The organism is Streptomyces nitrosporeus (assembly GCF_008704555.1).
GTDB lineage: Bacteria > Actinomycetota > Actinomycetes > Streptomycetales > Streptomycetaceae > Streptomyces > Streptomyces nitrosporeus.
The window spans coordinates 4,164,579-4,178,133 of the sequence record NZ_CP023702.1; the positions used below are offsets into that span (position 1 = coordinate 4,164,579).

12 protein-coding genes are annotated in these 13,555 nt (G+C 69.0%); 9 read left to right on the forward strand and 3 right to left on the reverse strand.

The annotated features are described in order from the left end of the window. Window positions 1-49: 49 nt before the first annotated feature. A complete protein-coding gene (locus CP967_RS18575; RefSeq protein ID WP_150489050.1) occupies window positions 50-2,686 on the reverse strand; it encodes a bifunctional SulP family inorganic anion transporter/carbonic anhydrase in 2,637 nt (878 codons plus the stop codon). Window positions 2,687-2,969: 283 nt separating this feature from the next. Here CP967_RS18575 and CP967_RS18580 point away from each other — a divergent pair, with 283 nt between their 5' ends. Next, window positions 2,970-4,274 (forward strand): polysaccharide deacetylase family protein, encoded by a 1,305-nt coding sequence (locus CP967_RS18580; RefSeq protein WP_150489051.1) that lies wholly within the window; start codon window positions 2,970-2,972, stop codon window positions 4,272-4,274. A gap of 83 nt (window positions 4,275-4,357) precedes the next feature. Here the strand turns inward: CP967_RS18580 and CP967_RS18585 are convergent, their stop codons facing one another. Next, a complete protein-coding gene (locus CP967_RS18585; protein WP_150489052.1) occupies window positions 4,358-5,353 on the reverse strand; it encodes an ATP-binding protein in 996 nt (331 codons plus the stop codon). A gap of 102 nt (window positions 5,354-5,455) precedes the next feature. Between CP967_RS18585 and CP967_RS18590 the strand changes: the two genes are divergently transcribed. Beyond that, the gene (locus tag CP967_RS18590) at window positions 5,456-6,280 is read left to right on the forward strand and encodes a Fic family protein (protein ID WP_150489053.1); all 825 of its coding nucleotides are present in this window, start codon (window positions 5,456-5,458) and stop codon (window positions 6,278-6,280) included. Window positions 6,281-6,767: 487 nt separating this feature from the next. Here CP967_RS18590 and CP967_RS18595 read toward each other — a convergent pair whose 3' ends face one another. Beyond that, window positions 6,768-7,607 carry an HAD family hydrolase gene (locus CP967_RS18595; RefSeq protein ID WP_150489054.1) on the reverse strand — a complete coding sequence of 280 codons (840 nt, stop codon included), beginning with the start codon at window positions 7,605-7,607 and terminating at the stop codon, window positions 6,768-6,770. 497 nt (window positions 7,608-8,104) lie between these two features. Between CP967_RS18595 and ssd the strand changes: the two genes are divergently transcribed. From ssd to CP967_RS18630, 7 genes are all read left to right on the forward strand, one after another. Then, window positions 8,105-9,238 (forward strand): septum site-determining protein Ssd, encoded by a 1,134-nt coding sequence (gene ssd / locus CP967_RS18600; protein ID WP_150489055.1) that lies wholly within the window; start codon window positions 8,105-8,107, stop codon window positions 9,236-9,238. Beyond that, window positions 9,235-10,383, forward strand: coding sequence for a TadA family conjugal transfer-associated ATPase (locus tag CP967_RS18605; RefSeq protein ID WP_150489056.1), 1,149 nt, complete (start codon window positions 9,235-9,237; stop codon window positions 10,381-10,383). Before ssd ends, CP967_RS18605 begins: the two co-directional genes overlap by 4 nt. 44 nt (window positions 10,384-10,427) lie before the next feature. Further along, window positions 10,428-11,252, forward strand: coding sequence for a type II secretion system F family protein (locus tag CP967_RS18610; RefSeq protein WP_150491925.1), 825 nt, complete (start codon window positions 10,428-10,430; stop codon window positions 11,250-11,252). A 59-nt stretch (window positions 11,253-11,311) separates the two neighbouring features. Next, window positions 11,312-12,055 (forward strand): type II secretion system F family protein, encoded by a 744-nt coding sequence (locus CP967_RS18615; RefSeq protein ID WP_150491926.1) that lies wholly within the window; start codon window positions 11,312-11,314, stop codon window positions 12,053-12,055. Between the two features lie 126 nt (window positions 12,056-12,181). Then, window positions 12,182-12,478, forward strand: coding sequence for a DUF4244 domain-containing protein (locus CP967_RS18620; RefSeq protein WP_308436227.1), 297 nt, complete (start codon window positions 12,182-12,184; stop codon window positions 12,476-12,478). After that, window positions 12,465-12,887, forward strand: coding sequence for a TadE family type IV pilus minor pilin (locus tag CP967_RS18625; protein ID WP_150489057.1), 423 nt, complete (start codon window positions 12,465-12,467; stop codon window positions 12,885-12,887). The genes CP967_RS18620 and CP967_RS18625 overlap by 14 nt, the downstream gene beginning before the upstream one ends. After that, the gene (locus CP967_RS18630; RefSeq protein ID WP_150489058.1) at window positions 12,884-13,297 is read left to right on the forward strand and encodes an Rv3654c family TadE-like protein; all 414 of its coding nucleotides are present in this window, start codon (window positions 12,884-12,886) and stop codon (window positions 13,295-13,297) included. Before CP967_RS18625 ends, CP967_RS18630 begins: the two co-directional genes overlap by 4 nt. Window positions 13,298-13,555 lie beyond the last annotated feature (258 nt).

Here is a 13,555-nt window from a genome sequence, read left to right on the forward strand (position 1 = left end):
GCGGGACCACAAGGTCTCACGGACCAGATGTGCGGAAGGTTCAGGCCGCTCAAGCGCCTACCGACGCGTCGGAGGCCGGCTGGAGAGGATCGGATCGAGAACTCTTGCCATGTCCGCCCCCAGGCGCGGCGCCCGGGCCGGTGCCGGAATCCGGCCACGGAGCAGAGCCCGGTCCGGACCCGGCGGTCTGCCCGTGGAGGGTGCCCGACCGTGACGGAGCGGCATGCTCCGGTGGAGCATGGGGAGCTACCCGGAGGAATACCTCATCGGGGCCGGTGCCGGAACTCGCTCCCTCTGTCAGCAGGTACGCCTGGGCCTCTCCGACGTGGAAGTACATGCCGTGCAGCTGCAGAGTGCCCGCTGCGACCCGGCGTGCGACCGAATCATGGGCTCTGAGGTGCTCCAGCTGCTGGACCACGTTGGTCAGGCAGAGCTGCTCGACCGCGTCGGTGGGCAGCCGGCCGGCGATACGAGCCCAGGAATGGTGGCGTGATCTCATCCGGCGGAGGCTCGGCGAACCGTGCCGGAGCCAGCGCCACAGCGGCGTCCGGGGGCTGTCCGGCGCACCGTTCAGGAGAGCCTGCATGGCACCGCACCCGGAGTGGCCGCATACGGTGATGGACTCCACCTCCAGCACGTCCACCGCGTACTCGATCGCAGCCGCCACCGAATCGTCTCCGCCCGATGCCTCCGCCGTCTCCGGTGGTGGCACGAGGTTCCCCACGTTTCTGACGGTGAAGAGATCACCCGGACCGCTCGCGGTGATCATGCTGGTGACCAGGCGCGAGTCGGCACAGGTGATGAACAGCTGGGAGGGCCGTTGCCCTTCGGCAGCCAGCCGTGCCAGCTCCTCACGGACCAGCGGCGCTGTGGTGCGCTGAAAGGAGCTGAGGCCGCTGAGCAGGCGGTGGGCCCCCGGGCGTTCGGCTGCGAAGGTCGAGGGAACGGTCGGTGAGTCCGGGGCCTCGCGGGCGAGGGCAGCGGCGGCGAGGGGGACGACGGTGACGGTGTCGGCGCCGACCGCATCCGCGCTGTGGCAGTGGTGGTTGCGCCAAGGTGTCCAGGGGCGGCAGCAGGAATGAGCAGCCGACGCGGGTTCGGCGATGTGCCCTCCCGCACGCCCGGTGATCACGATGTTGCCGCCCAGAGCGGTTTGCGTGGTCTGCCAGTCCTGAATGGCCTCGTAGGCGGCGTGGTCCATGAAGGAGCCGTCCAGCTCGACCGTGACGTCGGCTCCGTCGGGGAGCCGGCCGAGCGCCCGGCTGAGGCGTGGGACCGCCAGAAACGTGAGCTGCCCACGAGCCGTCACCGCATACCGGCCGTCCCGCTCGGACACGGTGACTCGTGTGTGAGCGAGGCGGTGCAGGGCCAGAACCACCGCGACGACGATTCCGATCGCCACACCCTTGAGGACGCCGGCCAGCAGCACCCCGAGGATCGTGGCCGCGTAGACGGGGAACTCGCGGTGCCGGTGGACGTTACGGATGTGGGCGATGTTGACCATCTGGACACCGACCATCATCACCAGTGCTGCCAGGGCCGCCAACGGGAGCCATTCGAGCACGGTGACCAGGAACAGCGAGGCGAGCAGCACCCAGACACCGTGCAGCACGGTCGCCGCCCGGCTGCGGGCCCCCGCCCGTACGTTGGCCGAACTCCGCACGGCTCCTCCGGACACAGGGAGTCCTCCGAGCAGCCCCGCCAACGAGTTGGCCACACCCTGTGCCCGCAGTTCACGCTCGAGGTCCGAGCGGACGACGGGAGCCGAGGGGGTGGAACCGTCCCCGGGCGGGGCCGCAGCCCGGCCCGCGGTGAGTTTGTCCACGGCCACAGCGGCGAGCAGCGACTCCAGACTGGCCACCAGCATGACGGTGAACACGGCGGTGGCGAGGGCGGCTGCGGGGCCGTGCGGCAGTTCGGGCAGTACATGAGCGCGCCAGGACGGCAGATCGACCCGGGCGATATGGGGCGCGGCGAAAGCGGCTACGGCTGTTGCCAGTGCGACGGCGGCGAGTGCGGCGGGAATCCGGCCCAGTGCCGCCCCGGCACGACCGGGCAGCCGTGGCCAGAGGATGAGCAGGGTGATGGTCAGTATCCCGATCGCGGGAGCTGCCGGACTGAAGTGCTGGAACTGGGCAGGGAGCGCCCGGGCGTTGTCGAGGGCCGAGTTCTGCGGCGATCCGCCGAGCACGATGTGCAACTGCGCGAGCGCGATGGCTACGCCGATGCCGGCGAGCGCACCGTGCACGATGGCCGGACTGACCGCGAGAGCGCTGCGGGCGGCTTTCAACGATCCGAGGAGGATCTGCAGAAGTCCGGCGCCGACCGTGATGGCACAGGTGGTGCGCCAGCCGTAGAGCTGGATCAACTCGGCTGTCACCACGGTGAGTCCGGCTGACGGGCCGCTGACCTGGAGAGGTGATCCCCCCAGCAGGCCGACGACGACTCCGCCGATGACTGCGGAGACCAGTCCGGCCGCGAGCGGGGCGTCCATGGCGACGGCGAGGCCGAGCGACATGGGCACCGCGATCAGGAAGACAGTGACTGATGCGGAGAGGTCCGCGTTCGATACGCCGAAGCGGCGGCCGGCGTGCGGCGGACTGTGAGGGCGTTTGACGCCGGAGGCCCGCGAAAGGCGCCATCGGCTGGATGGCCGGTCATTTCGAGTGGGATCGAAGGTAGGCATATTCCCGTCTCCTCCGGGGCGACGCGAACACCGAAAGGGGGGTCGCGTGGCCGTGGGTTGGCTTGCAACGGCGGGATAACTCAACTCTCGGTAAACGAATCGTAATGCAGAGTAAAGAGAGGTGTCCATGTTTTCGAGCAAGTAGCGGATGGACTCACCCTTTCAAGTGAATAAGCAGCTTTTCATCAGAGTTGCCGTCCTGATTCTTCGTATCTGCGTGCGAGGTTGACCGCGCTGTGTGGGCAGTGCAATCGCACGATTTCCGGAGGAAGAGGGTGGACGGATGATGGCCGCCACGAAGAGGGCTGCCGTGGGTGCTGTGGCCGCTGCGCTGATCACGAGCCTGGCGGGTTGCTCGGTCGCGGACACCGGCAGTCCTGGAACGGGCAAGAAGGCCGCCCCCGGCACGGAGGAGCGCTCGCCGGCCGCGGCTCCCAAGGGTGCGGTCAGGCTCATCGGTGACGGGTCGACCGCGTTCACCGGGGCTCAGCCGAAGATGCCGGTGGCCGAGCGGATGCAGCCGGGCCGGAAGCCGCCTCAGTTCGTGGTGTTCTCCTGGGACGGTGCGGGAGAAGACAGCCAGAAGCTCTTCTCCCACTTCCGCGAGGTCGCGAAGAAGTACGACGCGAACATGACCTACTTCCTCAGCGGCGTGTATCTCCTGCCGGAGGGGAAGAAGGCGCTTTACAATCCGCCGCAGCACTCGGTGGGCCGTTCCGACATCGGCTTCAACGACATCCAGGGAATCCGCGACACGCTGACGGAGCTGCGCGCGGCATGGCTCGACGGGAACGAGATCGGCACCCACTTCAACGGGCACTTCTGCGGTCCCGACGGCGGTGTCGGCACATGGTCGGCCGAGGAGTGGAAGAGCGAGATCAGTCAGGCGAAGGCGTTCGTGAAGAACTGGAAGACGAACGCCCCTGCGCTCAAGAACGAAGCACCGTTGCCCTTCGACTACGACAAGGAACTGATCGGAGCGCGCACTCCGTGCCTCGAAGGCCAGAAGAACATGGTCGCCGCAGCGCGGACGATGGGCTTCCGCTACGACTCCAGCGGGGTCGGCAACCAGGTCTGGCCGACGAAGAAGAACGGCCTGTGGGACCTTCCTCTCCAGTTGGTTCCGGTGCCCGGCCGCGCCTTCGAGACCCTCTCGATGGATTACAACTTCATGTTCAACCAGTCCGGAACGACACAGGGTGACCCCGCGCAGCACACCTTCTGGGGAAATCAGATGCGGGACGGCCTGCTACAGGCGTTCGACCGCGCCTACAACGGCAATCGTGCTCCGCTGATCATCGGCAACCACTTCGAATCCTGGAACGGTGGTACCTACATGCGCGCGGTCGAGGAGACGGTGAAGACGGTGTGTGTGCGGAAGGAAGTGCGCTGCGTCTCCTTCCGGCAGCTGGCCGACTGGCTGGACGCCCAGGACCCGGCGGTGCTGGCCGCGCTCGGCACGCTGAAGGTGGGCCAGAAGCCCGAACAGGGGTGGGAGGCATTCCTGAAGACCTCCGCAGACAGCAGCCCCGTACCGGCGGGCCCGGACGGCCGCGCGGCAAAGGATGCCGACCGGAGCGCGGAGTAGGAGCGAGTCGTCCGCCACCACTCCGCGTTCGGGCTCCGGTGTGCGAGTGCGCCTTGTCCGCGGGGCCTCGACGGGCCAGGGTGTCAGGCGGGCTGGGCGGCGCTCGCCCCCGCGAGCTGCTCGTTCAGTACGAAGGCGGGGTCGACCTGGGCGGCCAGGTCGGCGCCCGTCCTCTCGTTGCCCCAGCTCTCCGCGTTCTTCAGGTGGAAGTGCACCATCTGACGTGTGTAGCGCTCCCAGTCACGCTGTTCGTACGAGTCCTCCGCGGCATCCTGCAAGGCCTGCAGGGCCATCCGGTTGTCCGCCTCGAGCCGGTCGAAGGGGGCGGGCCTGCCTTTCTCCATCGTCCGTACCCAGTCGGAGTGACCGACGCCGACCAGCAGGTCGTCGCCGACCTCCGTGCGCAGGAAGTCGAGGTCGTCCTTGTTCTGGACCTTGTTGCCCACCACCTTCAGCGCCACACCGAAGTCCCGGGCGTACTCCTTGTACTGGCGGTAGACGGAGATACCCTTCCGGGTCGGCTCCGCGACGAGGAAGGTCATGTCGAACCGCGTGAACATTCCGGAGGCGAACGAGTCCGATCCCGCGGTCATGTCGACGACCACGTACTCGTCCGGGCCGTCGACCAGGTGATTGAGGCAGAGTTCCACAGCGCCGACCTTGGAGTGATAACAGGCCACTCCGAGATCGGACTCGGTGAACGGTCCGGTGGCCATGAGCCGGACCGTGCCGTCGTCGAGCCGGACCGTGCGGGCGCAGGCCGCGAAGACGGGGTTGTCCTCCCGTACACGAAGGAGCCGTGAGCCTTCACCGGGAGGCGTCGTCTTGATCATCGTTTCGGACGACGTGATGCGGGGGTTGCTGCCCCGCAGGTAGTCCTTGATGAGCGGCAGATGCGCGCCCATGGCCGGAAGTGCGGCTGCCTGCGCGTCGTCAAGGCCCAGGGCGGCGGGGAGATGCTGATTGATGTCCGCGTCGACCGCGATGACATGTGCTTCGTTGGCTGCGAGGTGACGGATGAAGAGCGAGGACAGAGTGGTCTTGCCACTGCCGCCCTTGCCCACGAAAGCGATCTTCATGTTCACCTAGGGTAGCTGATCGATCGCAATGTGCAGTCGTCATTGGTGAAGAAGGCCACTCCCGGGTGGTAACGGGGTGCGGGACGCGTAGCCTCCTTACCTATGAGTACGACTTCCTCCGACCCGCTCGCCGCACTGGGTGCCCTGCCTGGGGTGGCCGACGCGGTGGATTCCGTACGCAAGGCCGTGGACCGGGTCTACGGTCACCGGGTCATGCGGCGGCGCAGCAATGAGGTGACGGCCGAGGCGGCTTTGCGCGGGGCGCGCGCGACGGCGGCACTCTCGGGCGCCGACTGGAACCTTGAGGAGGTGCGCAGGCGCAGCGACTTCAGCGGTGACAGCGAAGCGCGTGTCGTGGGGGCGGCTCTGCGGCTCACCGCGGAAGCGGGACAGCTGCTCTCGATCTGGAGGCAGTCGCCGATCCGTGTGCTGGCGCGGCTGCATCTCGTGGCGGCCGGCGGTGCGGCCGCCGATGAAACGGTGGGCCGGCCCCGCCTCGCGGGGGAGCCGGTCGATGACGCTCTGATCGACGTCCCTCTCCCCGGAGCGGACGAGGTGGCGGGACGGCTGGACGGACTTTCCGGTCTCATCCTCACCGGAAGCGAGGCGCCCGCCCTGGTGACGGCGGCTGTCGTGCACGGGGAGTTGCTCGCTCTGCGACCCTTCGGCTCCTGCAACGGCCTGGTCGCGCGCACTGCTGAACGGATCGTGTTGATCGGCAGCGGCCTCGACCCGAAGTCGATCTGTCCTGCCGAGGTGGGGCATGCCGAACAGGGCCGGGCGGCTTATGCGGAAGCGTTCAGCGGCTACCTGTCGGGCGAGCCGGAGGGAATGGCTGCCTGGATCGAGCACTGCGGACGAGCGGTGGAGCTGGGAGTGAGGGAATCGACGGCAGTGTGTGAGGCCCTGCAGCGCGGAGCGGCGTAAGAGGTATCCGTCAGAGGGCCTCGGGGCGGTCACCGGGCCGTGGCCCGGTGACGAGGGCTGCACGGGATGCGTGGGGAAAGAGGTGGTGGCGGCACCGTTCCGATGCCGCCACCGGCGTGTCCGCCCGGTTACCAAGCGTCCTCGGTATACGCCCATCAGGTCGGGTTCTTTGCCCGCCACCTGGTGCGGCTGGCCCGTAATCGACGGGTCGACGTCGCGTGGGTTTCCGGCTTCCATGCCCGGTCCGTGGGGCCACTGTGCGTATGAAAGGTGATCCTCTCGGATGTCCTTGGTCTCGCGGGCCGTTGACTCCTTTGTACTCCTGGCCGGGTCGCGGTGGAAGCCCTGATGGCACTCTTTAACCTTTCTGCTCAATAGGGGCAAGTCGGGCTTCGGGTCTCTGAAGCCGGTCGCGCCCTGTCGGCGGGCCCCCTGGGGCGGCATGCCGATCGGGAGAGGGGGCGGCGCCGCGCGGAACGGCCGGACGTCAGCTGCTGAGGGCGTGGTTGCGCCGACGGCCGGCGTACCAGACGACTCCAGCTGCCATGGCTGCTGCGCCCACTGCTGCGGCGGCCACCAGTGCCGGACGCGTGGGCATGGAAAGGGCGGGCAGCCGCTGCTTGAGTCGTACCGGACGGTCGAAGACGAGAATCGGCCATTCCCGCTGGGCCGCTTCCCGCCGAAGTGCTCGATCCGGGTTGACGGCATACGGGTGGCCTACCGATTCGAGCATGGGTACGTCGGTGGCGGAGTCGCTGTACGCGTAGCACCGCGAAAGGTCGTAGCCCTCGGAGGCGGCGAGTGCCCTGACCGCCTCCGCCTTGGTCGGTCCGTAGGCGTAGTACTCCACTTCGCCGGTGAAGCATCCGTCGTCGCCGACGACCATGCGGGTGGCGACGACCCGGTCGGCGCCGAGCAGTTCGCCGATCGGCTCGACCACCTCGGCGCCGGAAGTCGACACGATGACCACATCGCGCCCAGCGGTGTGGTGCTCTTCGATGAGCGTCGCGGCCTCGTCGTAGATGATCGGGTCGATCAGCTCATGCAGGGTTTCGGCGACCAGCTCCTTGACCTGCTGGACGTTCCAGCCCTTGCAGAGGGATGAAAGGTATTCACGCATCCGCTCCATCTGGTCGTGATCGGCGCCTCCGGCAAGGAACACGAACTGTGTGTACGCGGTCCGCAGTACGGCGCGGCGGTTGATCAGCCCACCCTGGTAGAAGGACTTGCTGAAGGTGAGAGTCGATGACTTCGCAATGACCGTCTTGTCCAGGTCAAAGAAGGCTGCTGTACGCGGCGAGAAGCAGTTTTCCACAAAGGTGAGCATAAGGGCCCGCCATTCGGCGTAAACCCCGGCGGTTGGGTTTGCCTGAGAGGGGCCTCGGGTACACCATGGAAGTCACGGATCGTTCGCGACCGTGCTAACCCGGTTCGACTCCTCCCCCCCCCGAGTCGGCCGTGGAGACGACCCCCGCTCTCCCCCCCGGCGGGGGTCGTCGCATGTCCGGATGCGTTTCTGCTGCTGCTGGACGGCTCGCCGCTCTTTCCTCTGTCGTGACGACCGTGCTCCGGGGTGCTGGCCCCAGATTGCCCCGTCACGGGGTGTAGCGGAAGCGATGCTCTCCGAAAGCCCTCGGACGAGCTACGGAGATATTCACAACGAGGGCAGTTGTCCACAGTTTTCGAGCAAGATCCACATGTTTTTCCGGGGTGATGCATGTTGATTCCGCCCGTGAAGTCCGCGGGTTCCGGAATCACGCCTCTCGGACGGCTCCGAGATCTCCGTGATCCGCACTGACCCAGCAGTGAGAAGGGGCGGAGTCCATGGCTGGATCCCTCGCACGAGAAGGACTGACGAACACCGGGGAGCGGGGCGGCGGACCGCTGATCATGACTGAGGACGCGCATTTGCTGGACGACCTGCTGAGGCTGTGCGCGGCGGCCGGAGCCATGCCCGAGGTGCACCACGGGCTGCCGGAGACGAAGGGGGCCTGGGAGCGGGCGCCGATCGTCCTCGTGGGGGACGACGCGGCCGCGCGATGCCGTGGGGCGGCGCGCAGGCGCGGCGTGATGCTGGTCGGCCGTGATCAGGACGACCCGGGTGTCTGGCGTCGCGCGGTTGAGATCGGGGCCGAATACGTGCTGTGCCTTCCTGACGCGGAGAACTGGATCATCGATCAGATCGCCAATGCCGCGGAAGGGGTCGGAAACCCGGCGCTCACCATCGGGGTACTGGGCGGGCGAGGCGGATCCGGCGCGTCCACCCTGGCCTGCGCGCTTGCCGTCACTGCGGCGAAGTCCGGCCGGCGCACCATGCTGGTCGACGGTGACCCCCTGGGGGGAGGCATCGACGTTCTGCTCGGGGGAGAGAACGTCGAGGGGATGCGATGGCCGGATTTCGCTCGTTCCACAGGAAGGATGGGCGGCGGAGCGCTGGAGGAGTCACTGCCTGCGCTGCACGGACTGCGTGTACTCAGCTGGGGCCGGAACGACGAAGTGGCCATCCCACCACAGGCGATGCGAGCCGTGCTCGCTGCAGCGCGCCGGCTCGGAGGGGTGGTGGTCGTGGACCTGCCGCGCCGTGTGGACGAGGGCGTGGCGGAGGCGCTGACCCAGCTCGATGCCGGGCTCTTGGTCGTCCCGGGTGAGCTCAGGGCGGTCGCGGCAGCCAGGCGTGTGGCGTCGGTGGCCGGAATGGTCCTGAACGACCTTCGGATCGTTGCCCGGGGCCCCTATGCCCCAGGGCTCGACGAGCGATGGGTCGCCCGGACTCTGGGGCTGCCTCTGGTCGGAGATCTCCCGTCGGAACCCGGCCTGGCCGCGGCGTTGAACAGCGGCGAGCCGCCGGGAGCCGATCCCCGCGGTGCACTGGCTCGTTTCTGCAACGCCTTCTGGGAACAGGCCGATATGCGAAGGGCCCCTCACGGCCCGGCGTCCATCGGGACGGGGGCATCATGACGGAGGTTCTGCTCGACGCGGTGAGGCAACGTCTGGCTCGCAGCGGTGCGGCGCCCACCCCCGCCGGGGTCGCGGCGGCACTGAGGGAGCAAGGCCGTCTGCTGAGCGACGCGGAAGTGCTCGGAGCCGCGGAGGAACTGCGAGGGGAACTCGTCGGTACGGGGGTACTGGAGCACCTCCTCGCCGATCCCTCGGTGACCGACGTCCTGGTGTCGGGTCCCGACCGGGTATGGGTGGACCGGGGGCGAGGACTCGAACTCACCCGGGTCACCTTCAGGGACGCGGCGGCGGTCAGGCGGCTGGCACAGCGTCTGGCCGCGGTGACGGGCCGTCGGCTGGACGACGCCCGGCCGTGGGTGGACGCGCGGCTGCCGGACGGGACACGGATGCACGCGGTACTGCCACCGGTGTCGGTCGGATCAACCTGCCTGTCGTTGAGGGTCGTCCGTCCTCGTGCTTTCACACTGGAGGAACTCGTCGACGCCGGCACCGTGCCACCCGGCGGGGACCGCTTTCTGGAGCAGTTGATCGAGGCGCGGGTCTCCTACCTGATCAGCGGGGGCACGGGCGCTGGAAAGACGACCCTGCTGTCGAGTCTGCTCGGTGCCGTCGGGCCCGGGGAACGCATCGTGCTCGCCGAGGACTCAGCTGAACTACGCCCCGACCACCCCCATGTCGTACGTCTGGAGTCACGCCCCGCCAATCAGGAGGGGGCGGGGCAGGTGACTCTCCGGGACCTGGTGCGCCAGGCGCTGCGCATGCGCCCCGACCGGCTGGTGGTGGGCGAGGTGCGAGGCGCCGAGGTGACCGATCTGCTGGCAGCCCTCAACACGGGTCATGAAGGCGGCTGTTGCACGGTGCACGCCAATGCCGCGGAACATGTCCCGGCTCGTCTCGAAGCGTTGGGCACAGCCGCCGGTCTCGACCGTGCGGCATTGCACAGCCAGTTGGCGGCTGCCTTGTCCGTCGTGCTTCACCTCGTGCGAGGCCGGGACGGACAGCGGCGACTGGCCGAGGTACACGTGCTCAAGAGGGACGACGCCGGACTGGTGATCACCGTCCCGGCATTGCGGTGGGGATCCGGGAGTTTCCTTGCCGAGCGGGGCTGGGAGCAACTGGAGCCGCTGATCGGAGCGACCGCGTGACGGCCGCGTACACGGTCCACCTGGTCCATGTCCCGTCCTTGGTCATGGCCGTCGGCGCAGGGCTGGCGGGAGGTCTGGCGGTCATCAGGGACCCCGCGGCAGGGCGGGCGCGGAACATGTTCGCGGGCCACCGGACCGGGAGCGTGCCACCCGCTGCCGGATGGGTGGCTGTCCGCGCGAAGCTCGGCGCACACCAGGAGTGGTTGTGCGCCCCACCGGCTGTGTTACTCGCGATGCTGGGCCAGTCGGTGCTTCCGCTGCTGGCCGGTGCCGTAGCCGTGCCACTGGTGGGCCGGTGGATCCGGCGGCGGACGATGCGGCGGGACCGCGAGCAGGCGGCGCACGCGGTGACGGACCTGTGCGGAGCGATCGCGGGGGAGCTCCGGGCCGGCCGTGAACCTGGGCAGGCTCTGCTCACCGCGGAACGGAGCGAGGGAGCGCTGGGGGCGGCCGAGCCCGCAGTCCTTGCCGCCGCGCGCTTCGGCGGTGATGTGCCGGATGCGCTGCGGAAAGCCGCGGTCGTACCGGGCCGGGAAGGGCTTTCCGGGATGGCGGCCTGCTGGCAGGTGGCGGTGGACGGTGGAGCCGGGCTCGCCATGGGTCTGGCACGCCTTGAACGGGCGTTGCGCGCGGAGAGCCGGGCGCGGGAGGAACTCCGCGCGCACCTGGCCGGTGCCTGGTCGACGGTGGTCGTGCTCGCCCTGTTGCCGGTGGCCGGTCTCGGCCTGGGAGCGGCGATGGGTGCCGACCCGCTGGGGGTTCTGCTGCACAGCCCTGAAGGTCTTGCGTGCCTCCTCGTGGGTTCACTGCTGGAAGCCGTGGGGCTGTTCTGGGCAGCGCGCATCGTGCGGGCCGGGGAGGCTATGTGAACAGCGTGCCCGACGGGTTCGGCGGACCGGTCTTCCTGGGCGTGTCGGCAGGTGCGGGCATGTTTTTGGCCGCCCTGTGGAGCGGGTTCAGGCGAGGGCGGGTGTCTCGTCGGCGAGGAATTCGGCTGGTGGACCCTTTGGGGCATCGTCGCCCGGCCGGCAGTCGGAGGTTCCAGTGGGTGAGCCGAGACGGTGCCCGACGGTGGGGACCTGTGGCAGCTGCCTGGGTGGCCTGCTGGTTCCTCCTGGGCGGGGCCATCGGATGCGGAGCCGGCCTCGTGGCGGCATACGGCACGTTCCGGTGGCGGCGTTCCGTGGAGACATGCGAGGCCGGTGCGGAGGAGAAGGCGGAATCCTCCTTCCTCGCCGCGCAGTTGCCGCTCGTGGCCGATCTGCTGGCCGCATGCCTGTCCGCCGGGGCCGGGCCACTGGACGCGGCAGTGGCGGTGGGGAGATCCGTGGGCGGGCCTGTCGGTGACCGGCTGACACGTATCGCGGCGGAGATCCGCCTGGGGGCTGAACCGTCGGACGCGTGGGGCCGGTTGGGCGAGATACCCGGTGCTCGGCCACTCGCGCGTTGTCTGGAGCGGGCCGGCGTGACGGGGGCTCCGGCAGCGGAGTCCGTGTCCCGCCTCGCGGACGAGATGCGTGCTGAGCGGGCGAGTGCGGCCGTGGCACGTGCTCAGCGTGCGGGCGTGCTGATCACCGCACCGGTCGGGCTGTGCTTCCTGCCCGCCTTCCTCTCCGTAGGCGTGGCACCGGTGGTGATCGGGCTGGCCGACGGTCTCCTTCACAGGGGCTGACCGGAAGCACTTGTCCACGCGGGCGGCCCGGGATGTGCGAGGGCCCGGCGGAATACGCAGGTGCACCACGAGGGTGCTGAGCCGGGCGTGGTGGCGGGCGCAGGGGTGAGGAAGCGGAACCCGTACATGACACCTGACCACAACACGATGAAGCGGTACACGGGAAGGCAGGGCAACGAGGTGGAGAAGCGGAAGAACGCCGTGACGCGGGCGCTGGTCTCGGCGCGCCGTTCCTGGGACGTCAGGGTCGGCAGGCTGCTGGCGAGGAACTGGCGGGAACAGGGCATGACCACGTCCGAATACGCGGTGGGAACGATCGCGGCGTGTGCATTCGCCGCCGTTCTCTACAAGGTGGTGACCAGTGGAGCGGTGCAGTCCGCCCTGCAGTCGTTGATCAAGGAGGCTCTCGATGCGAAGTTCTGAGGGGGCCGGAAAAGGGATGCCCGGCCCGGTGAAGGCCCGGGGCCGGAGCCCGGGATACGGGGCCACCGAACGGGGAGCGGTGACCGCGGAGGCTGCTATGGCGATTCCCGTTCTGATCACGTTCGTTCTGGCCCTCGTCTGGGCGTTGGTCGCCGCATGCGATCAGATCCGCTGCGTGGATGCCGCGCGGGCCGGGGCCCGTGCGGCTGCCCGCTCGGAGCCGGAGTCCGATGTGCTGTCCGCGGCACGGGAGGCGGCACCGGACGGCGCCCGGATCGTGGTGGAACGGGCAGGAGAGCTGTGGAGGGTCCGCGTGGAGTCGCCCGCGCCGGGGCCGGGCGCCGGGGCCCTGACCCTCAGAGCGGAGGCAGCCGCGCTCGCGGAGGAGACCGTGGGAGCCGGTTCATGAGAAAGAACGCCAGGAATCCTCGGGACCGGTGGGGTGACCAAGGTGTCGCCACGGTGTGGGTGGCAGTGACCACTGCAACGCTGTGTGCGGTTTTCGCAGCGGTGCTTGCGGTCGGCCAAGCGGTGGCCGCACGGCATAAAGCGGGTGCGGCAGCGGATCTCGCCGCCCTGGCGGCCGCGGATCATGCTCTTGACGGGAGTCCGGCAGCGTGTGGAGCGGCGATACGAGTGGCCGATGCCCAGGGGGCGGAAGTGGTGCGGTGCGTCATTCAGGGGGATGTCGCCGATGTGGTCGTACGAGGGTCCTTCGGTCCGTACGGTCCGGAGGTCAGGTCGCGGGCCGGACCTCCTGAGGCCGGGCCGGCTGGTGGGCAGACCGTGCTATCGAGGCCGGGCGTGGCCGGACGGTGAGGGGAGGGTCCAGCCGTGTGGGGCCGACGGGGGAGGGAGAAGCGTCCGGGCGCCGGACCGGATGGAGGGGGAGCCTGCGCGGAGGCTGGGACCTGCCGGGAGGTGGTCGTGGCGGCCGAGGCGGTGGCAACCGGGCAATCGAGACGTGATGACTGAGGCCGTGGTGACCAAGACGTGGTGACCGAGGCCGTGGTGGCTGAGCCCGTGGCGACCGGGAGGTGGCGGCTGAAGCCCGTGGCACGAGCCTGCCGGTGCCCC